Origin of the sequence: Helicobacter pylori HUP-B14, assembly GCF_000259235.1 — a bacterium.
Lineage (GTDB): Bacteria > Campylobacterota > Campylobacteria > Campylobacterales > Helicobacteraceae > Helicobacter > Helicobacter pylori_CU.
The window spans coordinates 420528-443238 of record NC_017733.1 but is presented as its reverse complement, the minus strand read 5'-3'; the positions used below and the strand labels follow the sequence as shown (position 1 = coordinate 443238).

Annotated in this window: 18 protein-coding genes and 1 tRNA gene; all 19 read left to right on the top strand. The window is 37.9% G+C overall.

All coding sequences use genetic code 11. From position 1 onward, the window contains the following. Positions 1-3 precede the first annotated feature (3 nt). The 19 genes from HPB14_RS02175 to HPB14_RS02090 all read left to right on the top strand — a co-directional run bounded on the left by HPB14_RS02175 (position 4) and on the right by HPB14_RS02090 (position 22697). Positions 4-771 (top strand): TerB family tellurite resistance protein, encoded by a 768-nt coding sequence (locus tag HPB14_RS02175; RefSeq protein WP_000402772.1) that lies wholly within the window; start codon positions 4-6, stop codon positions 769-771. 24 nt (positions 772-795) lie between these two features. Further along, the gene (locus HPB14_RS02170) at positions 796-2691 is read left to right on the top strand and encodes a motility associated factor glycosyltransferase family protein (protein ID WP_001116253.1); all 1896 of its coding nucleotides are present in this window, start codon (positions 796-798) and stop codon (positions 2689-2691) included. Positions 2692-2738: 47 nt separating this feature from the next. Further along, on the top strand, positions 2739-3422 hold the full coding sequence (locus HPB14_RS08375) for a type I restriction endonuclease (protein ID WP_001146700.1): 684 nt from the start codon (positions 2739-2741) through the stop codon (positions 3420-3422). A 173-nt stretch (positions 3423-3595) separates the two neighbouring features. Further along, on the top strand, positions 3596-5860 hold the full coding sequence (locus HPB14_RS02165) for a DEAD/DEAH box helicase family protein (RefSeq protein ID WP_000458232.1): 2265 nt from the start codon (positions 3596-3598) through the stop codon (positions 5858-5860). After that, a complete protein-coding gene (locus tag HPB14_RS02160; RefSeq protein ID WP_001133382.1) occupies positions 5853-7484 on the top strand; it encodes an N-6 DNA methylase in 1632 nt (543 codons plus the stop codon). The genes HPB14_RS02165 and HPB14_RS02160 overlap by 8 nt, the downstream gene beginning before the upstream one ends. Beyond that, positions 7477-8583, top strand: coding sequence for a restriction endonuclease subunit S (locus HPB14_RS02155; RefSeq protein WP_000163888.1), 1107 nt, complete (start codon positions 7477-7479; stop codon positions 8581-8583). Before HPB14_RS02160 ends, HPB14_RS02155 begins: the two co-directional genes overlap by 8 nt. 265 nt (positions 8584-8848) lie before the next feature. Continuing rightward, positions 8849-8926 (top strand) — tRNA-Pro (locus tag HPB14_RS02150). Between the two features lie 94 nt (positions 8927-9020). Then, a complete protein-coding gene (locus HPB14_RS02145) occupies positions 9021-11048 on the top strand; it encodes an RNA degradosome polyphosphate kinase (protein WP_001078649.1) in 2028 nt (675 codons plus the stop codon). Between the two features lie 36 nt (positions 11049-11084). Then, complete coding sequence (locus tag HPB14_RS02140) at positions 11085-12140, top strand: quinone-dependent dihydroorotate dehydrogenase (RefSeq protein WP_000967218.1); 1056 nt, start codon at positions 11085-11087, stop codon at positions 12138-12140. Beyond that, positions 12137-13471, top strand: coding sequence for a zinc protease PqqE (gene pqqE / locus HPB14_RS02135; RefSeq protein ID WP_001268779.1), 1335 nt, complete (start codon positions 12137-12139; stop codon positions 13469-13471). The genes HPB14_RS02140 and pqqE overlap by 4 nt, the downstream gene beginning before the upstream one ends. Before the next feature lie 14 nt (positions 13472-13485). Beyond that, a complete protein-coding gene (dapA, locus tag HPB14_RS02130) occupies positions 13486-14388 on the top strand; it encodes a 4-hydroxy-tetrahydrodipicolinate synthase (protein WP_001159595.1) in 903 nt (300 codons plus the stop codon). Continuing rightward, positions 14385-15173 (top strand): enoyl-ACP reductase, encoded by a 789-nt coding sequence (locus tag HPB14_RS02125; RefSeq protein ID WP_001014507.1) that lies wholly within the window; start codon positions 14385-14387, stop codon positions 15171-15173. The genes dapA and HPB14_RS02125 overlap by 4 nt, the downstream gene beginning before the upstream one ends. A 9-nt stretch (positions 15174-15182) precedes the next feature. Further along, a complete protein-coding gene (locus HPB14_RS02120) occupies positions 15183-15791 on the top strand; it encodes a hypothetical protein (protein ID WP_000789411.1) in 609 nt (202 codons plus the stop codon). Further along, complete coding sequence (gene pgsA, locus HPB14_RS02115; protein ID WP_014658436.1) at positions 15788-16327, top strand: CDP-diacylglycerol--glycerol-3-phosphate 3-phosphatidyltransferase; 540 nt, start codon at positions 15788-15790, stop codon at positions 16325-16327. The genes HPB14_RS02120 and pgsA overlap by 4 nt, the downstream gene beginning before the upstream one ends. 199 nt (positions 16328-16526) lie before the next feature. Continuing rightward, complete coding sequence (locus HPB14_RS02110; RefSeq protein WP_000370101.1) at positions 16527-17969, top strand: amino acid permease; 1443 nt, start codon at positions 16527-16529, stop codon at positions 17967-17969. Between the two features lie 44 nt (positions 17970-18013). Next, on the top strand, positions 18014-19444 hold the full coding sequence (locus HPB14_RS02105; RefSeq protein WP_000976604.1) for a Do family serine endopeptidase: 1431 nt from the start codon (positions 18014-18016) through the stop codon (positions 19442-19444). 21 nt (positions 19445-19465) lie between these two features. Beyond that, entirely contained in the window at positions 19466-20686 is a 1221-nt protein-coding gene (locus HPB14_RS02100; protein WP_000052912.1) for a bifunctional 2-C-methyl-D-erythritol 4-phosphate cytidylyltransferase/2-C-methyl-D-erythritol 2,4-cyclodiphosphate synthase, read from the top strand. 21 nt (positions 20687-20707) lie between these two features. Next, the gene (locus tag HPB14_RS02095) at positions 20708-21604 is read left to right on the top strand and encodes an OriC activity response regulator (protein ID WP_000697567.1); all 897 of its coding nucleotides are present in this window, start codon (positions 20708-20710) and stop codon (positions 21602-21604) included. Between the two features lie 226 nt (positions 21605-21830). Then, positions 21831-22697 carry a 5'-3' exonuclease gene (locus HPB14_RS02090; RefSeq protein WP_080011962.1) on the top strand — a complete coding sequence of 289 codons (867 nt, stop codon included), beginning with the start codon at positions 21831-21833 and terminating at the stop codon, positions 22695-22697. Positions 22698-22711 lie beyond the last annotated feature (14 nt).

The window sequence follows — 22711 nt, the reverse complement described above, 5'->3', positions numbered from 1 at the left end:
ATCATGGAAATCATTTTATTAATTGTTGCGGCGGTTGTGTTGTTTTATTTTTACAACACCCTCAAAGAATATTTGAAAAACCCCCTAAACCCTAAAACCAAAACCGAAGAATACGACTTGAAAAATGACCCCTATTTGTTGGTGCAATCTAGCCCCCTAGACAAATTCAAGCAAACCCAAACAGGTGCGTATATGCGTCTTTTAAAATTTTTAGACATTCAAAAAAACGCTTTGGATAACGCCTTAAGGACGCTTTTTATCCATGAATTAGAGCAGCCCTTAAACAGCGAACAACAAAATTTAGCCAAAGAACTTCTCAATGAGCCTGTGGATCAAAAAGAAAATTTTGAATCCTTATGCCAAGAAATCGCTGATCACACGCATGGGGAATACACCAAACGCCTGAAATTAGTGGAATTTCTTATGTTATTGGCCTATGCTGATGGGATACTAGACAGCAAGGAAAAAGAATTGTTTTTAGATGTGGGGGCGTTTTTGCAGATAGACAATCAAGATTTTAACGAGCTTTATGACAATTTTGAACGCTTCAATGCAATAGAAATCCCTATGTCTTTAGAAGAAGCAAAAAGTCTTTTTGAAATCCAAACCCACACCACCAAGCAAGATTTAGAGGAAAAAGCCCTGAATTTAAGCGCCCCCTATTACCATAAAATGAATGACAACAAACGCTACAGCGAACAAGATTTTATCTCGTTGAAAAAGATCGCTCTCGCTTCCCAACTCTTAGAAAATGATTTAAAAGACTCATAGGGGTGTGATGAAAAAGGCTATTGAATGCCCTTTTTAAAAGCCCTAGAATCTTTTGATGCGCCCTTTTTAGAAAAAGAAATTTCAAAGCGTTTTAGGGATAATTTAATTTTTTTCAAATCCTATCACCCCAATCTGTTTAACGCTCTCAATATGCCTTTTAAAAATTACCAATTGCTTTTTGAAAAAAACCACTTCAATCTCTTACACACGCCCACGAACGCTTTAAGCTACCCTAAAAATCAAATGATAGAAACCGCTTTTAACATGGCTTCTAACCCCTTGAATAATCCCAGATGGTCATTAGACAATAACCGCCTCTCTTTACATTATTTAAAATCTCAAAACAACCCCAAACTCCCCCTAACCCTTAAAGCCACGCATGCGATCTCAAACTTTTTAAATAACCATCAAACGCCTTGCTCTTTAAAGAAATTCTTACCCCCTACCATGATTTATGGCGTTTTAGATGGCTTGTTTTTGGCTATTTTACAGGCTCAAAATTACCGCTTCCATTCGCTTTATTTGTTTGAAGAAAATTTAGATTTGTTTAAAATCAGTTGTTATTTCGCGCGTTATGAAGATTTGATTAAAAAAGGGGCTAAACTCTTTATTCAAGGGTTTTTTAACCCTAATGAATTGAAAATGGATTTTTTGAAACGCCCTGTTACGCATTCTTTTTTAAAATTAGAAATCATGCCCTATAAAAGCGCTTTCAATTCGCGCATGCGAGAAAACATTCAAAGCTATTACAAACAAGCTTTAAGGGGTTGGGGGAGTTTTGAAGATGAATTACTAGGATTAAAAAACACGCTCAAAAACTTACCCCTATACCAAACCCTAAAAACCAAACCCAAAAAGATTAACGCCCCCATTTGCGTGGTGGGTAACGGGCCAAGCCTGGATTTGTTGCTAGATTTTTTAAAAGAAAACGAAAAAAAATTCATCATCTTTTCATGCGGAACCGCTTTAAAGCCTTTAAAAGCGCACGGCGTTAAAGTGGATTTTCAAATAGAAGTGGAGCGCATAGATTATCTTAAAGAGGTTTTAGAAAACGCCCCCCTAGAAGACACCCCCTTAATGGGGGCTAACATGCTCAATCCTAACGCTTTTAATTTAGCCAAAGAAGCGTTGATGTTCATGCGTGGGGGGAGCGCTTGCGCGTATATAAGCCCTTTAAATATAGAATACGCAGCGCCTTTTGTGGGCAATGCCGGGGTGGCTTTAGCGGGTTTGATGAGCGATGAAATCTATTTGTGCGCTTTAGATTGCGCTTATATTAAAGGGTTTAAAAAGCACGCTAAAAATTCCTATTATGGAAATGAAAAAGAGATTGATACATCATCTTTAATCAGCATAGAGGGCAATTTTAAAGGTTATGAAACTTTTAGCGACTCGTTCTTTTTGCTCTCTAAAGAAAGGATTGAAGAAGCCCTTCATTATTACCAGCCTAAAAAAGTCTATAATTTAAGCTATGGGGCGAAAATCAAGCACGCTGTTAGCCTTAATTACTCTCAAGTGAAATTGAAACAAATCAATAAACAAGACGCTACCGCTCGCATTAAAAGCATGTTTAGCCCTAAAAATAATCATGCTAAGGATTTAAACAATTTACAAAAAAATCTGATGAATTTTAAAGAGGATTTTTTAAAATATTTAAACACGCCTTGTAAAACCAAGCAAGAAATATTTGAATGGGTGGATAATTTGAACGGGTTTTGCCAAACAGCCAGCGCTAAAACCCCCACTATCGGCATTTTATTTGAAGGGAGTATCGCTCATATCTTACAAAGCGTTTTAATCGTTTCATTGCACCTCAAAGAAAATGAGCTGACAAATTTTATCAACCACTCTCAAAACACCTTAAAACAATTCCTTAAAAAAGCTTATTTGTTATTGCAAAGGCAACTCAAACAACCATGATTTTTATTTTTACACTATAATAACAACCTTAAATCAAAGGGATGTGCATGCCATACAATGAAATCACAAGGGTTCAAGTCCCTGCCTTAATGCATTTAGCCAAGTTGGGCTATAACTTTATTTCTCAAAAAAATAAGCCTAACCTAGACACCGCCACCAATATTTTAATAGATAGTTTCACTCAAGCCTTTGAGCGATTGAACCCCACTAAAAACGCAAAAGAAACGCTTGCTGAAATGAAAAAACGCTTGAATTATGATGATTTGGGCAAAAGCTTTTATGAATACTTGCTCAAAAGCGAGAATCAAATCATAGACTTTGATAACCCTAACAACAATCTTTATGAAATGATGCCTGAATTACCCTACAAATCCCTAAGAACTGATATAACCCTTTTTATTAATGGCTTGCCTTTGGTGGATATAGAAGTTAAACAGCCTTACGCCGGACAAGGCATTAAAGAAGAAAAAGATCGCCATATCAAACGCTACAAAAACCCCGAAAACAAAGTTTTTTATAACCTCGCGCAAATCTGGCTCTTTAGCGATAACTTGCCCTATGATGAAAAAAACCCCGATCAAGGCGCGTTTTATAGCGCTTCTTATTCGCCCATTTTCCAACGCTTTGTTGAAGCCAATAAGCTAGATATTACCCCCCCCCCGAAAATGAGCAAAATGAACAAAACCATCAAAACCACAGATCGCTTGAAGAAATTCAAAAACGCATCTTAAACGAATTTAACCTTAAAGACACCGACTGCCCAAAAAGCCCTAAAGACACCCCCACAAACTCCCTTTTAACTTCGTTTTGCTCTCACAAAAGGCTTTGCTTTATCCTAAAATACGGCATTAGTTTCTTAAAAGAAAAATCAGAATTTAAAAAACACGTTTGGCGTTACGTGCAGATGTTTGCGAGCTTGAACGTTTTAAAAGAATTGCAAAAGCATTATGAAACGAACCCAAAAGATCCCCTAAAAGGCATCATTTGGCACACGCAAGGCAGCGGTAAAACCGCTTTAACCTATCATTTAACCAAACTCATCAGAGACTTTTTTAGCCAATCCAACCTAAACAAAAAGACTAAATTTTATTTTATTGTGGACAGACTGGATTTATTAGAACAAGCCAAAAACGAGTTTTTAAAAAGAGGCCTTTGTGTGCATGAGGCAGAAAATAAAGAGGATTTGAGCCAAAAATTAAAAAGCTCTAGCGTGTTTGAAGGCCCTCAAGGGAATGATGAAATCATCGTTGTGAATATCCAAAAATTCAAAGCCCCCAATGAAGACCCCTCTAATAGCGCTCCTAAAGAAATTGTTTCTAAAACAGAATTACAAGAAGCGACAAAAGATAACCATGATTTACAAAGGGTGTTTATCATAGATGAAGCCCACAGGAGCTATGACCCTAAAGGTTGCTTTTACGCCAATTTGATAGAATGCGACAAGACAGCCATCAAAATCGCCCTCACAGGCACGCCCCTATTAGAAGACAACGTGCAAGATAAAGCCACTAAAAACACTTTTGGCAACTACTTGCACACCTATTCTTATACAGAATCCATTAAAGACAGACACACCCTAAAACTCCAGCTAGAAAGCATTGAAACGAGTTATAAAGAAAAACTACAAGCAATCTATCGCCTTTTACAAGAAAGCATCACTATTGAAGACATAGAGGTTAAAAAAGAAAGGATTTTTAATCATGAAAGATACATTAAAGAAATGCTCTCTTATATCATCAGAGATTTATTGAATTTCAGGCGTGTAAATAATGATGAAAATTTAAAGGCTATGGTAATTTGTTTTTCAAGTGCACAAGCCAAGTCAGCTAATTCATTTTTTAATGAAGTCCAAGAAAAAGTCTTACAAGAAAACCCCAACCTAAGGATTTTAAAAAAACTCCAATCCAGTCTGATTTTGCATGATAAACAAGAAGTCAAAGAAAAGATTCATTCTTTTAAACATGAAGATACGGATATAGTCTTTGTGTTTAACATGCTTTTAACCGGCTTTGATTTACCCAATCTCAAACGCCTTTATATCCACAGAGAATTAAAAGATCACAATTTGCTCCAAGCCCTAGCCAGAGTGAATCGCTCCTATAACGACATGTCTTTTGGCTACCTTATAGATTTTGTAGGCATTAAAGAAAATTATGACAAAACGACTGATGATTATTTGAAAGAGTTAAACCAATTCAATCAAAGCGATTCTAATATCAAAGATAATCTCAAAGACATGTTTGCGGATCGCAAGGTTTTAGAAAAAGACATTAAAAACGCTTATGATGATCTTTTTAATTACCCCATTGATGATGTAGAGGCCATGACTAGCGCCATTGTTAGCATCAGCGAAATGAACGAGCTTTTAAAAGTCTCACATGCCATTAACACGCTCAAAGAGCGCTACAATTTAATCCGCACTTCTAACGATGAAAAAATCCTTTCCTTAAAAGAAAAAATGGATATTGAAAAGATCAGCAAAATCTCTTCAATGCTTCATAAAAAAGCCAAACACCTCCATGCGTTAAAAAATATCAATGAGCCTAAAAACCCAAACGATTTAATGATTTTAGAAGACCTCATCGCTCTTTTAGACTTTAAAATAGAGTTTAAGGAAAGCAAAGAATTGCACTTCAAAGAAAAAGAAGAAATTAGCGCTAAATACAAGCAAGCTAAAGAGATGTTAGAAAAAATCCCAGACAAACAAGACAAAGAAGTTCAAAAGATTTCTAAAGAGCTTTCAAAACTGATCCAAGAACCCCTAACCAATCATAATTTTGATGGAATTTCTCATTCTTATAGCGCGATCATTTCACAACTCAAACAACATAAGGAGCAAACCACCAACCTATTAAATAAATACGATAATGATTTATCGTATGCGATCACGCATAAACGCCTTCATGATCGCCTTATGGAAGAAAACATTTCTAAGGGGATTTTCACGCTTTTAAGCGCACTCAAAAAAGCTCTTGATGCGCGCATTTTTAAGCGTCAAGAAATCTTAAACGAAGAAACCACCCTAAAAAATGCCATAAAAGTAGAATTAAGGGACGCTTTCAACAAAGACCTCTCCTTAAAAGATTTAGAAAAAGAAACAGAATTTATTACTCAAACCCTTTTTAACGAACTCACGCAAAACCACCATCAAGGAAATTTGAATGCCTAATAACGCTTTATTGCAAATCAAACAAGACACCCTAAGCCTCATTGACGATTTAAAAGTCATTTGCACGAGTTTTGGTTTAGGGAATGATGGCAACGAATACAAAATCATCACGCAATGCTTTTTGTATAAATTCTTATGCGATAAGTTTGAATTCTTTTTTGAACAAGAATTCCCTAACCAAACGATACGAGATTACAAAGATTTTAAAAAGGAAGAAAGAGAAGATTTTTTCCTTACATTAAGCGATAAACAACTCCCTAAACTCGCTTACGATGAGCTTTTAAGCTATCTTTTTGAAAAACATTTTAACGATAACGATTTACACCTTAAGCTAGACGCTATTTTCAATCGCATTTCTAGCAATAACGCCGAACTTTTCAACACCAAAAGCACGGATAAAACCACTATCGCCTTATTTGAAAGCGTCTCACCATACATTAATGAAGAATCCAAAAGGGCTAATTTTACAAGAGCTTTATTAGACAAACTCAAAAATTTTAATTTCAAACAAGCTTTTTTAAATTTACAAAACCAACAAGGCTATGACTTTTTCGCCCCCATTTTTGAATACTTACTCAAAGATTACAATAACGCCGGCGGAGGGAAATACGCCGAATACTACACCCCTTTAAGCATCGCTAGCATCATTGCTAAGCTTTTAATTAATGAGCCGACTCAAAGCGTCAAAATCTATGACCCAAGCGCTGGCACAGGAACGCTTTTAATGGCGCTAGCCCACCAAATAGGCACCGATTCTTGCACCCTTTATGCCCAAGACATTTCGCAAAAATCCTTAAGAATGCTCAAACTCAACCTGATTTTAAACGACTTGACCCACTCTTTAAGATACGCCATTGAGGGAAACACCTTGACTAACCCTTACCATTCTAAAGATTATCATGGGAAAATGGATTACATCGTGAGTAACCCCCCTTTCAAATTGGATTTTTCCAACGAGCATGCCGAGATTTCGCAAAACAAAAACGATTTTTTCTTAGGCGTGCCTAATATCCCTAAAAACGATAAAAGCAAAATGCCCATTTACACGCTCTTTTTCCAGCATTGCCTAAACATGCTCAGTCCAAAAGGTAAGGGGGCTATTATCGTGCCAACCGGATTCATCAGCGCTAAAAGCGGGGTAGAAAATAAGATTATCCGGCATTTAGTGGATGAAAGGCTCGTTTGTGGGGTAATTTGCATGCCCAGTCAGGTTTTTGCCAACACCGGCACTAACGTGAGCATCATCTTTTTTCAAAAAACGCCAAGCGCAAAGGAAGTCATTTTGATTGACGCTTCCAAACTCGGCGAAGAATACACTGAAAACAAAAACAAAAAAACGCGCTTAAGAACAAGCGATATGGATTTGATTTTAGAAACTTTTCAAAATAAAACCCCAAAATCGGATTTTTGCGCTCTGGTTTCTTTTGATGAAATCACAGAAAAAAATTATTCTCTAAACCCCGGGCAGTATTTCACTATAGAAGACACGAGCGAGAAAATCAGCCAAGCGGAGTTTGAAAACTTGATGCAACAATATTCAAGCGAACTAGCGAGCCTTTTTGATGAAAGCCAGAGCTTGCAACAAGAAATTTTAGAAACTTTAGGAAATCTTAATCATGACTAAACTTTTAGATTTAAAAAATAATTCAGTAATTGCTATCAATCAAAACAACTACACTAAAGAAGACAATTACAAAAAAGTTTATTATTTAGATACTGATAACATCACAAACAATAGAATAAATGCTTTTCTAAAAATTGATTTAACAAAAGAAAAATTGCCTTCAAGAGCTAAACGAAAATGCTCCATTAATAGCATTATTTATTCTAGTGTAAGACCTAACCAACGCCACTTTGGGATTATCAAAGAAATTCCAAAAAATTTTTTAGTTTCTACCGCTTTTATCGTAATAGATATTATAGACTTAGAAAAATTAGACCCTAATTATTTGTATTATTATATTACTCAAGATAAAATTATTCATTACTTGCAACGCATTGCAGAATGTGGGACTTCTAGCTACCCCTCTATCACGCCCTTAGATTTTCTTAATGTTAAAATCAAACTTTACCCACTAGAAACACAACAAAAAATCGCCAGCACGCTTTCTGTCTTAGATCAAAAAATAGAGAACAACCATAAAATCAATGAGCTTTTACACACCCTCGCTCATAAAGTCTATGAATATTATTTCAAATACAAACCTAAAAATGCAAAGCTAGAACAAATTATTATTGAAAATCCTAAATCTAGTATTATGGTTAAAAACGCCCAAAAAACCCAAGATAAATACCCCTTTTTTACAAGCGGAGATAATATCTTATCCTATCCTAAAGCGATCATTGATGGCAGAAATTGCTTTTTAAACACTGGGGGTAATGCTGGTATCAAATTTTATGTAAGCAAAGCTTCTTATTCAACGGATACTTGGTGTATTTGCGCTAACGAATTTAGCGACTATTTATATTTACTGCTTTCAAGCATAAAAACCCATATCAATCAAAGCTTTTTTCAAGGAACTAGCCTTAAACACTTACAAAAAAATTTGCTTAAAAAATATCCTATTTACATGCCGTCCGCGCATGAAATTAAAAGATTTAATCAAATTATTATACCCCTATTCACGCTTATATCCATTAACACAAGAACTTCTAAAAAATTAGAACAAATCAGAGACTTTTTACTCCCCCTACTCTTAAAACAACAAGTCAAACCTAAATAAAAAACCTTATAGTAAAACTCATTTCTTTAAGGGGATAGGGGGTATTTTGCGATAATACCCCCTTAACCCCCTTAATAAACCCCCTAACCCGAGAAGACCGCTTTTCAATAAGCTATCATTTGACTAGCGTCAAGCTCTTTTATATTTTTATTTTAAAAAATGCCTTTGAGCATTTTTTAGGTTTTTGTGTCTAACCTACAACAAACAAAAACCAAACATAAGCAACAACTAAGCAAACTTGCGCTACAATCTCCCTTTTTGATTGCGGAGTATGGCGCAGCCTGATTAGCGCGCACCCTTGGGGTGGGTGAGGTCGTGGGTTTGAATCCCGCTACTCCGACCATGACTTTTTAAAAAAGCTTCAATGATTATCATTTCATTATATAATCACACTAAATAAAACTGATTTTTAAACATGATGATTGAAAGGATTTCTATTGAATCGTTTCTTTAACCGAGAGCTTTCATGGTTAGCTTTTAACACAAGGGTTTTAAACGAAGCCAAAGATGAGAGCTTGCCTTTATTAGAGCGCTTGAAATTTTTAGCCATTTATGACACGAATTTAGACGAATTTTACATGATAAGAGTGGCAGGGCTTAAACAACTCTATGAACATAAAATCGCCTCTAAAGGCATTGATGGTGCAAGCCCTGAAGAACAATTAGAAAAAATCAAGCACTATTTAGCGCATGAAATTGAAGAAAGGGAGTTGGAATTCCAAAAAATCCAAGCCCTACTCTTCAAAAAAGGGCTTTGTATCACCCCCTATAATGAATTGAATTTAGAGCAAAAAGCGAAGGCTAAAACCTATTTTAAAGAGCAGCTTTATGCGTTAGTTTTGCCTTTTAAGTTGGATTCTTCGCACACTTTCCCGCCTTTAGCGAATTTGACTTTCGCGCTTTTTGCCCACATCAAAGACAAAGAAACCCAAAACGCCTCCTATGCACTCATCAAACTCCCCTCTTTTATTTTCCGTTTTGTGGAGCTAGAAAAAGGCTTGTTTGTGTTGGCTGAAGAAATCGTAGAAGCGCATTTAGAAGAATTGTTTTTAGAGCATGAGATTTTAGACTGCATGGCGTTTAGGGTAACTTGCGATGCGGATATTGCCATCACTGAAGACGAAGCGCATGATTATGCGGATTTGATGAGTAAGAGTTTGAGAAAACGAAACCAAGGCGAAATCGTGCGCTTGCAAACCCAAAAAGGGAGTCAAGAGCTTTTAAAAACCCTTTTAGCGTCTTTAAGGAGTTTTCAAACCCACTCTTACAAAAAGCACAAACTCACCGGCATGCATATTTATAAAAGCGCGATCATGCTCAATTTAGGGGATTTGTGGGAATTAGTCAATCATAGCGATTTTAAAACGCTCAAATCGCCCAATTTCACGCCCAAAATCCACCCTCATTTCAATGAAAACGATCTTTTCAAATCCATAGAAAAACAGGATCTGTTGCTGTTCCATCCTTATGAAAGTTTTGAGCCTGTGATCGATTTAATAGAGCAAGCCGCTAGCGATCCGACCACCCTTTCTATCAAAATGACGCTTTATCGTGTGGGCAAGCATTCCCCCATTGTCAAAGCCTTAATTGAAGCGGCGAGCAAGATTCAAGTGAGCGTTTTAGTGGAATTAAAAGCGCGTTTTGATGAAGAAAGCAATCTGCACTGGGCAAAAGCTTTAGAAAGGGCGGGCGCGTTAGTCGTTTATGGCGTTTTCAAACTCAAAGTGCATGCTAAAATACTAGTGATCACTAAAAAAACAGACAACCAATTACGCCATTTCACCCATTTAAGCACGGGCAATTACAACCCTTTGAGCGCTAGAATCTATACTGATGTGAGTTTTTTTAGCGCTAAAAATGAAATCGCTAACGACATTATCAAGCTTTTCCATTCCTTGCTTACGAGTAGTGCGACTAATAGCGCATTAGAAACGCTTTTTATGGCGCCCAAACAGATCAAGCCTAAAATCATTGAACTCATTCAAAATGAAATGAATCACAAACAAGAAGGCTATATCATTTTAAAAGCCAACGCCCTAGTGGATAGCGAAATCATTGAATGGCTCTATCAAGCCTCTCAAAAAGGGGTTAAAATTGATCTCATTATTAGAGGGATTTGCTGTTTAAAGCCCCAAGTCAAGGGGTTGAGCGAAAATATCAGGGTGTATTCTATCGTGGGGAAATATTTAGAACATGCACGCATTTATTATTTTAAACATGAGAATATCTATTTTTCTAGTGCGGATTTAATGCCCAGGAATTTAGAAAGGCGCGTGGAATTGCTTGTTCCCGCCACAAACCCAAAGATCGCTCATAAATTGTTGCATATTTTAGAAATCCAATTAAAAGACACCTTGAAACGCTACGAGTTAAATTCTAAAGGCCGTTATACTAAAGTTTCAAACCCTAACGATCCTTTAAATTCACAGGATTATCTTGAAAAACAAGCCCTTAAAACCTTTTAAAGGTTATCGTTCAAATCATAAAAGATAAGGATTTAAATGCTTTATTCATTAGTAAAAAAATATCTTTTTAGCCTGGACGCTGAAGACACGCATGAAAAAGTTTGTCAAATTTTAAAAATGCTTTCTAGATCGAGCTTTTTGTGTAGTTTAATCCATTCTCAATGGGGTTATAAAAACCCAAAGCTTGAAAATGAAATTTTAGGCTTAAACTTCCCTAACCCCTTAGGTTTAGCCGCCGGTTTTGATAAAAACGCTTCCATGCTCAGGGCGTTAATTGCTTTTGGGTTTGGCTATTTAGAAGCAGGCACTCTCACCAATGAAGCACAAATGGGGAATGAAAGACCAAGGCTTTTCAGGCACATTGAAGAAGAATCCTTACAAAATGCGATGGGGTTTAATAATTACGGGGCGATTTTAGGAGTGAGATCGTTTAAGCGCTTCGCCCCTTATAAAACCCCCATTGGCATCAATTTAGGCAAAAACAAACACATAGAACAAGCGCATGCCCTAGAAGATTACAAGGCGGTTTTAAATAAATGTTTAAACATTGGCGATTATTACACCTTCAACCTTTCTTCGCCCAACACCCCTAATTTAAGGGATTTACAAAATAAAGCGTTTGTGAATGAGCTTTTTTGCATGGCTAAAGAAATGACCCATAAGCCTTTATTTTTAAAGATCGCCCCGGATTTAGAAACAGATGACATGCTAGAAATTGTCAATAGCGCTATTGAAGCAGGAGTGCATGGGATTATTGCGACTAACACGACCATTGATAAAAGCTTGGTGTTCGCTCCTAAAGAAATGGGGGGCTTGAGCGGGAAATGCCTGACTAAAAAAAGCCGTGAAGTCTTTAAAGAATTGGCTAAATCCTTTTTTAATAAAAGCGTTCTTGTTTCTGTGGGGGGGATTAGCGACGCTAAAGAAGCTTATGAAAGGATTAAAATGGGAGCGAGTCTGTTACAAATTTATAGCGCTTTTATTTACAATGGGCCAAATTTATGCCAAAATATTCTTAAAGATTTGGTAAAATTACTCCAAAAAGATGGATTTTTGAGCGTTAAAGAGGCTATAGGAGCGGATTTAAGATGAGATATTTTTCTGTTAAAAGACTTTTAGGGCTTAGTTCTGTCTTGTTAGTCACTTTAGGAGCGAGCATGCACGCACAATCTTACTTACCCAAACATGAGAGCGTTACCTTAAAAAACGGGTTGCAAGTCGTAAGCGTCCCCTTAGAAAATAAAACCGGGGTTATAGAAGTGGATGTGCTTTATAAAGTCGGCTCTAGAAACGAAGTCATGGGCAAGAGCGGGATCGCTCACATGTTAGAGCATTTGAATTTTAAAAGCACCAAAAACCTTAAAGCTGGCGAGTTTGATAAGATTGTGAAGCGTTTTGGGGGCGTGAGTAACGCTTCTACGAGCTTTGATATTACGCGCTATTTCATTAAAACCAGTCAAGCTAACTTGGATAAGTCTTTAGAATTGTTCGCTGAAACCATGGGTTCTTTGAATTTAAAAGAAGATGAGTTTTTGCCTGAGCGTCAAGTGGTCGCTGAAGAAAGGCGATGGCGCACCGATAATTCCCCTATCGGCATGCTTTATTTCCGTTTTTTTAACACCGCTTATGTCTATCACCCCTACCATTGGACGCCCATTGGTTTTATGGACGATATTCAAAACTGGACTTTAAAAGACATTAAAAAATTCCATTCGCTCTATTATCAGCCTAAAAACGCTATCGTTTTAGTGGTGGGCGATGTCAATTCCCAAAAGGTTTTTGAATTGAGTAAAAAGCATTTTGAATCCTTAAAAAATCTTGATGAAAAAGCTATCCCCACCCCTTACATGAAAGAGCCTAAACAAGATGGAGCCAGAACGGCAGTCGTGCATAAAGATGGGGTCCATTTAGAATGGGTAGCCCTTGGGTATAAAGTGCCTGCTTTCAAGCATAAAGATCAAGTCGCCCTGGATGCGTTAAGCAAGCTTTTAGGCGAAGGTAAAAGCTCATGGTTACAAAGCGAATTGGTGGATAAAAAACGCCTGGCTTCTCAAGCTTTCTCACACAACATGCAATTGCAAGATGAAAGCGTGTTTTTATTCATTGCGGGGGGTAATCCTAATGTCAAAGCCGAAGCCTTACAAAAAGAAATCGTAGCGCTTTTAGAAAAGCTTAAAAAAGGCGAAATCACTCAAGCGGAATTAGATAAAATCAAAATCAATCAAAAAGCTGACTTTATTTCTAATTTAGAAAGTTCTAGCGATGTTGCGGGGCTTTTTGCGGACTATTTAGTGCAAAACGATATTCAAGGCTTGACGGATTACCAGCGACAATTTTTGGATTTAAAAGTGAGCGATTTGGTGCGTGTGGCCAATGAATATTTTAAAGACACCCAATCAACCACCGTGTTTTTGAAACCTTAAAAGAGCCTTATAACATGCAATTTCATTCATCTAGCGCGTTAATTACGCCTTTTAAAAAAGATTTGAGCGTTGATGAGGTCGCTTATGAATCCTTGATCAAGCGCCAAATTTTTCAGGGCATGGACGCATGCGTGCCTGTTGGCACGACAGGAGAATCCGCCACGCTCACCCATAAAGAGCACATGCGTTGCATTGAAATCGCCATAGAAACTTGCAAAAGCACTAAAACGCCTTCCAATTCACGCATGAAAGTGTTAGCCGGCGTGGGCAGTAACGCCACAAGCGAGTCCCTTTCTTTAGCAAAGTTCGCTCAAAAAATCGGTGCGGATGCGATTTTATGCGTAAGCCCTTATTATAACCGCCCCACCCAACAAGGCTTGTTTGAACATTATAAAACTATCGCTCAATCAGTGGAAATCCCTGTCATGCTTTATGATGTGCCAAGCCGCACAGGCGTGTCTATTGAAGTCCCAACCGCCCTCAAACTCTTTAGGGAAGTCCCTAACATTAAAGCCATTAAAGAAGCGTCTGGCTCTTTGAAAAGAGTAACAGAATTGCATTATTATGAAAAAGATTTTAAAATTTTTAGCGGGGAAGATTCACTCAACCACTCTATCATGTTTTCAGGGGGGTGCGGCGTGATTTCAGTGACCGGTAATTTAATGCCTAATTTGATTTCACAAATGGTCAATTGCGCGCTCAAATTTGAATACCAACAAGCCCTAGAAATCCAAGATAAGCTTTTTCATTTGCATCAAGCCCTTTTTGTAGAAACGAACCCTATCCCTATTAAAATGGCCATGCATTTAGCCGGCTTGATTGAAAACCCAAGTTACAGACTGCCTTTAGTAGCCCCAAGCAAAGAAACGATTCAACTTTTAGAAAAAACTTTACAACAATATGAGGTAATTGCATGAATGGTTCCAATCACATGAAAAATAAAACCCTAGTGATCAGCGGCGCGACGAGAGGGATTGGCAAGGCGATATTGTATCGCTTCGCTCAAAGCGGCGTGAATATCGCTTTCACTTACAATAAAAATGTTGAAGAAGCGAATAAAATTATAGAAGATGTGGAGCAAAAATATTCCATTAAAGCCAAAGCCTACCCCCTTAATGTTTTAGAGCCTGAGCAATACACAGAGCTTTTCAAGCAAATTGACGCGGATTTTGACAGAGTGGATTTTTTTATTTCTAACGCTATTATTTATGGGCGCTCTGTCGTGGGGGGATTTGCGCCGTTTATGCGATTAAAACCTAAGGGGTTAAACAACATTTACACAGCCACCGTGTTAGCGTTTGTGGTAGGGGCTCAAGAAGCGGCAAAACGCATGCAAAAAATAGGCGGCGGAGCGATCGTGAGCTTAAGCTCTACTGGGAATTTGGTCTATATGCCTAATTACGCTGGGCATGGCAATTCTAAAAATGCCGTAGAAACCATGGTCAAATACGCTGCTGTGGATTTAGGCGAATTTAACATTAGAGTAAATGCGGTTAGTGGCGGGCCTATTGATACGGACGCTTTGAAAGCTTTCCCTGATTATGTGGAGATTAAAGAAAAAGTAGAAGAGCAATCGCCCCTAAAACGCATGGGTAATCCTAACGATTTAGCCGGAGCGGCTTATTTTTTATGCGATGAAACCCAAAGCGGTTGGCTTACAGGGCAAACGATCGTTGTAGATGGCGGGACTACTTTTAAATAAAGATTTTTTTTGAAAAACATTATCCACATCCACCAAAACAAAGAGTTGCAATTCATTAAAAAATGCTTGTTGTGCTATTTTTTCGCCCCTTTGTGTGGGGCTATCCTTTTGGTTTTTTCTATCGCTTTAAGCGGTGCGAAACCGCTCCAAGTTTCTAATCTCTTTAATAGTCAATCGGCTTATATCGTCTTACTATCTCTTTTTTTATGCGCGCTTGGGTTTATTGCCGGAGCGATTGGTTTTTACAGGCTTTCTAAAATCACACGCCATCTGAGTTTTTTTGAAAACTTCGCTTTCAGTTTTTTAGCGCTGATTTTATGCGCCCTTTTAAGCTATCTTGTCCCTAACGCCAGTAACGCTCTTTCGCTAATCGGTAATGGCGTTTCTGTTTTTTACTTGTATAAACTTTATAGAGAATTGAGCCTTTATGCGCAAGAAAGATTTTTTTTAAGCGGGTTTAGGTTATTGCTTTTTAGTTTCATGTTGGCTCTTTTAGGGGTTTTAGTGCAAGCGTTAGTTATCATTTTTTTAACGATCGCTGTGATTTTAATGTGTGTGGCGCTCAGCTTTTTAGGGCGTGCGTTTTTGAATTTTTCACAAGTCTTTTTGAAAGCATGAAAGTTTTAAAACTCCTGCCTAATTTTTTGACGATTTTACGCATCGTCTTATCCTTATTTTTATTATTTTTATTGTTAAACACGCGCACTTATTTTAGTTTTTTAACTCCCTTTCAAACCAACATGATCTCTTCATTGGTTTTTTTGTTTGCCGCGCTCACGGATTTATTGGACGGCTATATCGCTAGAAGCTATAAAGCCAAATCGCGCTTTGGGGAAATCTTTGATCCTTTAGCGGATAAAATCCTTATTTTGAGCGCGTTTTTAGGGTTAGTCCATTTGGATCGCGTGAATGCGTGGATCCCGTTTGTGATTTTAGGGCGTGAATTTTTTATTTCAGGGCTTAGAGTCTTAGCCGCTAATGAAAAAAAGGATATTCCTGTCAATGCGTTAGGCAAGTATAAAACCGTTTCTCAAGTCGTAGCGATTGGCACTTTATTAGCCAATTTAACTTACTCTTATGTGCTTGTGGCCATAGCGGTTTTTTTAACCCTTTATTCGGGGATAGATTACACCATTAAATATTATAAATCTTAATTTTTTAGAATAAGTTTTTAGCGTTCTTTAAGAAAATACCTTAAAAATCCGCTCTCATCAAATATTGATAAGCATTAACTTTAGTATTCTTTCGTTTTTTTTTTAAATTTTATTTTCAATATTCAATTAAAAAAAATCATTTTATTTTATTTTTGTTACAATTCAAGCTATTTTTATTTTCAATCTAAGGAGGTGTCGCATGGACAATCAAAAGATAACGCATCAAAATACCACGCAAAAACAAGGCGAGCTTAAAAGAGACATGAAAATGCGCCATCTCTTAATGATTGCATTTGGGGGAGCGATTGGCACAGGGCTTTTTGTAGGCACTGGGGGTAATATTGCGAGCGCTGGTCCTTTAGGGACCTTGATCGCTTATGGTTTTGGAGGGCTTGTGGTTTATTGCATCATGCTCTCTTTAGGCGAATTGGCTAGCGTTTATCCCACTACGGGCAGTTTTGGGGATTATGCGGCTAAATTCATAGGCCCTGGCACGGGCTATATGGTTTTTTGGATGTATTGGCTTGGCTGGGTGATCACGGTGGCGTTAGAATACATCGCTATAGGCATGCTCATGCAACGCTGGTTTGTAAATATTCCCATCCATTATTGGGTTATTTTATGCATTGCGTTAGTTTTTTTATTGAACTTTTTTTCGGTTAAAATTTTTGCCGAGGGCGAGTTTTTCTTTAGCCTGATTAAAGTTTTAGCGGTGATCGCTTTTATAGGGATTGGTGTGATTGGGATTATTTATCAAATCTATTCGCATGGGTTTAGTTCTATTTTTGATAACTTCCATTTTGGCGATAAAGGGTTTTTCCCTAACGGGAGCGCAGCGGTTTTTAGCGCAATGCTCGCTGTCATTTTTGCTTTCACTGGCACAGAGGTGATTGGGGTGGCTGTGGGAGAGACTAAAAACGCTAGTGAAGTGATGCCCAAAGCGATTAAGGCGACCTTGTGGCGGATTGTCTTTTTCTTTTTAGGCTCTGTGTTTGTCATTTCTGTTTTTTTACCCATGAACGATTCTTCTATCACGCAAAGCCCTTTTGTGAGCGTTTTAGAACGCATCAATTTGCCCTTTATTGGCATGGGTATCCCTTATGTGGCTGATATAATGAACGCTGTTATCATTACAGCGATGTTTTCTACCGCTAATTCAGGGCTTTATGGAGCGAGCCGCATGATTTATGGGCTGTCCAAACAAAAGATGTTTTTTAAGGTTTTTTCCCAACTCAACCGACAAGGCACACCCACTTATGCGATGCTTTTTTCCCTTTCTTTTTCTCTCATAGGGCTTTTAGTCCAAATTTATGCCAAAGAAAATGTCGTGGAAGCTTTGATTAATGTGATCAGTTTCACGGTGATTATTGTGTGGGTTAGCGTGTCTGTTTCGCAATATTCTTTCCGCAAGCAATACTTAAAGGCTGGGCATTCTTTAGAGGATTTGCCTTATAAAGCCCCCTTTCTACCCTTTTTGCAACTCATAGGGATCACTGGGTGTGCCATCGGCGTGATTGGTTCGGCTATGGATAAGGATCAACGCATTGGGATGATTTTAACGATTGTTTTTGCTGTTATTTGTTACATTGGATACTATTTTACACAAAAAGCTAATGAAAATAACAAAAAAGATTTGATATAATCTTTTCTTAATTTTGAAGTTTAGCAAATTTTAAGGAAGTAACCATGATGAAAAAAACCCTTTTTATCTCTTTGGCTTTAGCGTTAAGTTTGAATGCGGGCAATATCCAAATCCAAAACATGCCCAAAGTGAAAGAGCGAATAAGCGTCCCTTCTAAAGACGATACGATCTATTCTTACCACGATTCCATTAAGGACTCTATTAAAGCGGTGGTGAATATCTCCACTGAAAAGAAGATTAAAAACAATTTTATAGGTGGCGGTGTGTTTAATGACCCCTTTTTCCAACAATTTTTTGGGGATTTGGGCGGTATGATTCCTAAAGAAAGAATGGAAAGGGCTTTAGGCAGTGGCGTCATCATCTCTAAAGATGGTTATATTGTTACGAATAACCATGTGATTGATGGCGCGGATAAGATTAAAGTGACCATTCCAGGGAGCAATAAAGAATATTCCGCCACTTTAGTAGGCACGGATTCTGAAAGCGATTTAGCGGTGATTCGCATCACTAAAGACAACTTACCCACGATCAAATTCTCTGATTCTAATGATATTTTAGTGGGCGATTTGGTTTTTGCGATTGGTAACCCTTTTGGCGTGGGTGAAAGCGTTACTCAAGGCATTGTTTCAGCGCTCAATAAAAGCGGGATTGGGATCAACAGCTATGAAAATTTCATTCAAACAGACGCTTCCATTAATCCTGGAAATTCCGGCGGCGCTTTGATTGACAGCCGTGGAGGGTTAGTGGGGATTAATACCGCTATTATCTCTAAAACCGGGGGCAACCACGGCATTGGCTTTGCCATCCCCTCTAACATGGTTAAAGATATTGTAACCCAGCTCATCAAAACCGGTAAAATTGAAAGAGGTTACTTGGGCGTGGGCTTGCAAGATTTGAGCGGCGATTTGCAAAATTCTTACGACAACAAAGAAGGGGCGGTGGTCATTAGCGTAGAAAAAGACTCTCCGGCTAAAAAAGCAGGGATTTTGGTGTGGGATTTGATCACTGAAGTCAATGGGAAAAAGGTTAAAAACACGAACGAGTTAAGAAATCTAATCGGCTCTATGCTACCCAATCAAAGAGTAACCTTAAAAGTCATTAGAGACAAAAAAGAACGCACTTTCACCCTCACTCTAGCTGAAAGGAAAAACCCTAACAAAAAAGAAACCATTTCTGCTCAAAACGGCGCGCAAGGCCAATTGAACGGGCTTCAAGTAGAAGATTTAACCCAAAAAACCAAAAGGTCTATGCGTTTGAGCGATGACGTTCAAGGGGTTTTAGTCTCTCAAGTGAATGAAAATTCCCCAGCGGAGCAAGCTGGCTTCAGGCAAGGCAATATCATCACAAAAATTGAAGAGATTGAAGTGAAAAGCGTTGCGGATTTTAACCATGCTTTAGAAAAATATAAAGGCAAACCCAAACGATTCTTAGTTTTAGACTTGAATCAAGGTTATAGGATCATTTTGGTGAAATGATAGGGGTGGGTCGTTAGTCGCATGTCTTTGATTAGAGTGAATGGGGAAGCTTTTAAACTCTCTTTAGAAAGTTTAGAAGAAGACCCTTTTGAAACTAAAGAAACGCTAGAAACGCTTATCAAACAAACGAGCATTGTTTTATTGGCCGCTGGGGAATCTAAGCGTTTTTCTCAAACCATCAAAAAACAATGGTTGCGCTCTAATCATACCCCCTTATGGCTCAGCGTTTATGAAAGCTTTAAAAAAGCCCTAGACTTTAAAGAAATCATTCTGGTTGTAAGCGGATTGGATTATATTTATATCCAACGCCATTACCCTGAAATCAAGCTTATAAAAGGCGGGGCATCAAGGCAAGAATCCGTGCGTAACGCCTTGAAAGTAATTGATAGCGCTTACACGCTCACCAGCGATGTGGCTAGGGGTTTAGCCAATATGGAAGCACTTAAAAGTTTGTTTTTAACCCTCCAACAAACGAGCCATTATTGCATCGCTCCTTACTTGCCTTGCTATGACACAGCGATCTATTATAACGAAGCTTTAGATAGAGAAGCGATCAAACTCATTCAAACCCCGCAATTAAGCCACACCAAAGCGCTCCAATCAGCCCTAAATCAAGGGGATTTTAAAGATGAAAGCAGCGCGATTTTACAAGCTTTCCCTGATCGTGTGAGTTATATTGAAGGCAGTAAAAATTTGCACAAACTCACCACAAGCGGCGATTTAAAGTTTTTTACGCCTTTTTTTAACCCAGCAAAGGACACTTTTATCGGCATGGGTTTTGATACGCATGCGTTCATTAAAAATAAGCCTATGGTTTTAGGGGGGGTTGTTTTGGATTGCGAGTTTGGGTTAAAGGCTCACAGCGATGGCGATGCTTTGTTGCATGCGGTTATTGATGCGATTTTAGGAGCGATTAAAGGGGGGGATATTGGCGAATGGTTCCCTGATAATGACCCCAAATACAAAAACGCCTCTTCTAAAGAGCTTTTAAAAATCGTGTTGGATTTTTCTCAAAGCATTGGGTTTGAATTGTTTGAAATGGGGGCGACCATCTTTAGCGAAATCCCTAAAATCACTCCTTACAAACCGGCGATTTTAGAGAATTTGAGCCAACTTTTGGGTTTAGAAAAATCTCAAGTCAGCTTGAAAGCCACTACAATGGAAAAAATGGGGTTCATTGGCAAACAAGAAGGGCTGTTAGTCCAAGCGCATGTGAGCATGCGTTATAAACAAAAACTTTAAACGCGATAAAAGGAAGAATGGATGAAAATCTTAATCATTGAAGACGATTTAGCGCTAGCTAGGAGTATCTCTCATAATTTGCATGATTTGGGGCATTTTTGCGAGATCATCTCTAGCATTTCAGAAGAAAATAAAGAGCCTTATGATGTGATTTTGGTTTCTTCTAAAGTTTGCACTCAAGGGCGTTGCGAACATTTTGTGCGTTATAATTCCAAGCAAATCATTATCATGATGGCTTCGCATGTCAATGAAGATGGCGTGAATAAGCCCATTCAAGCGGGAGCGAGAGATTATATTCTAAAACCTTTTAAAATGGATGAATTGTTGCGCAAGATCCAATACCACAAAGCCTACCAAGAAATGACCGCTCGCTTGGGATTTTATGAAAATTACTTAGACTTTATCCATGCGGAATTGCCCTTGCCTAAAGATTTTTCTTACCGGCCGCCCTTTATCATCCACACGCCCTCTCAAGAGCTTGCGAACGCTTATTTATTGCAATACGCTAAAGAAAGGCAAATGGATTTTTCTTTTTTCTCTTTAAAAGACACCACTTGGAAAGAGCTATACAAAAATAAAGACAAATTAGAACGCCCTTTTTACATCATGCATTTAGAAGAGCTTAAAAAAGATGAGCAATTGAAATTGTTAGAATTGGCCCGTTCATGCCCTATTGTTTTGTCCTATACCCATAAAGAACCCTTGGAATTTCCTAAAATTGTGAGCATTGAATGCGGCAATAGACCCCTATCTTTGTTTAGCGATAACACGACTTTCCTTTCCATTCAAGAATATGAAAAAGAAGCGATCAGGCATTTTTCTTCTACTTGCACCGATACAGAATTGGCTAACAAGCTTGGCATTAGCCGCAAAAGCCTTTGGGAAAAACGCCGGAAGTATAACTTACCGCGCAAATAACAAAAAAATCCTTAAGCCCTGTTTTTTGTGGGGCGTTGATCATAAAATGCAAGAATGCCAAAAGCATTTTTGCAATCAAAAGAGCTAAAACAAGCGGTGATCTCTTAAAATTTAGCGTATTGAATGAGAATAGAGCTAATTATTATTAAAATAACTTATTATTTGCTATATATTTACTATAATAGTTTAACTTTTAAAAAAGTGAAATTCAACTTAAGGATTAACCATCAGACAAGCGTTTAACAAAACAAGATCCACGCATTCAAAAACCCTTTTACTAGACATTGATTGCGTTATCCCTAATATTGTTAGGCGTTTGCTCTCTAATAAAACGCTCCCTAAAAGATTCGCTGCTTATAGCTTGCAAGAAGTAGGCGTTATTTTCCTTACCACTCAGATTTTATCTATCATGCGCAAAACCCGTTGCTCTAAAACGCTTTTTTTTATCACTAGGGGCAGAGAGAGTTTCCGCTACCAGCTGTGCGATCATTACAAACAAAAACGCCACCAATTTGATGAAGATTTTAAAGCCCTTTTAAAAGCTCTAAAGATCGCTTTAGTGGAAAAATACCCCCTAAAAAAAGGGGCTAAAATCCAGGGCGAACATTGTTTTGAATATGAAGCCGATGATATTATCTCTTTTTACAAAAAGAAAGACCCCAACAATTATGTGATAGCCAGCATGGATAAGGATATTTTGTATTCCAATAGAGGTTCTCATTTCAACTTGAAAACAAACGCTTTTTTTAATGTGAGTCAAAAAGAGGCTCATTTTTTTGCTTATTACCAGTGCGTTGTGGGGGATAAGGGGGATAATATTAAGGGGGTCAAAGGGATTGGCGGCTTCAACTATAAAGATTTTTTAAACGAAGACGCTAAAGAGCATGAATTGTGGGAGCAAATCATTCAAGCGTTCAAAATTAAAGAAGATTTGAGCGACAGCGAAGCTAAAGAAAAGGCTCTTTTAAACATGCGTTTAGTCAATATGCACCAGATGACCCACCATGGCGTGATCAAACTATGGGAGCCTGAATTTAAAAAAGCTTTTTTCCCTAAAAAAACACAAAGACCTGATTTCAAAAGAATTTCTTGAAACAAAAACTTCTT

Coding starts and splice junctions, on each gene's coding strand:
- HPB14_RS02175 (WP_000402772.1), top strand. CDS start 4: ATGGAAATCATTTTATTAATTGTTGCGGCGGTTGTGTTGTTTTATTTT.
- HPB14_RS02170 (WP_001116253.1), top strand. CDS start 796: ATGCCCTTTTTAAAAGCCCTAGAATCTTTTGATGCGCCCTTTTTAGAA.
- HPB14_RS08375 (WP_001146700.1), top strand. CDS start 2,739: ATGCCATACAATGAAATCACAAGGGTTCAAGTCCCTGCCTTAATGCAT.
- HPB14_RS02165 (WP_000458232.1), top strand. CDS start 3,596: ATGTTTGCGAGCTTGAACGTTTTAAAAGAATTGCAAAAGCATTATGAA.
- HPB14_RS02160 (WP_001133382.1), top strand. CDS start 5,853: ATGCCTAATAACGCTTTATTGCAAATCAAACAAGACACCCTAAGCCTC.
- HPB14_RS02155 (WP_000163888.1), top strand. CDS start 7,477: ATGACTAAACTTTTAGATTTAAAAAATAATTCAGTAATTGCTATCAAT.
- HPB14_RS02140 (WP_000967218.1), top strand. CDS start 11,085: ATGCTTTATTCATTAGTAAAAAAATATCTTTTTAGCCTGGACGCTGAA.
- pqqE (WP_001268779.1), top strand. CDS start 12,137: ATGAGATATTTTTCTGTTAAAAGACTTTTAGGGCTTAGTTCTGTCTTG.
- dapA (WP_001159595.1), top strand. CDS start 13,486: ATGCAATTTCATTCATCTAGCGCGTTAATTACGCCTTTTAAAAAAGAT.
- HPB14_RS02125 (WP_001014507.1), top strand. CDS start 14,385: ATGAATGGTTCCAATCACATGAAAAATAAAACCCTAGTGATCAGCGGC.
- pgsA (WP_014658436.1), top strand. CDS start 15,788: ATGAAAGTTTTAAAACTCCTGCCTAATTTTTTGACGATTTTACGCATC.
- HPB14_RS02110 (WP_000370101.1), top strand. CDS start 16,527: ATGGACAATCAAAAGATAACGCATCAAAATACCACGCAAAAACAAGGC.
- HPB14_RS02105 (WP_000976604.1), top strand. CDS start 18,014: ATGATGAAAAAAACCCTTTTTATCTCTTTGGCTTTAGCGTTAAGTTTG.
- HPB14_RS02100 (WP_000052912.1), top strand. CDS start 19,466: ATGTCTTTGATTAGAGTGAATGGGGAAGCTTTTAAACTCTCTTTAGAA.
- HPB14_RS02095 (WP_000697567.1), top strand. CDS start 20,708: ATGAAAATCTTAATCATTGAAGACGATTTAGCGCTAGCTAGGAGTATC.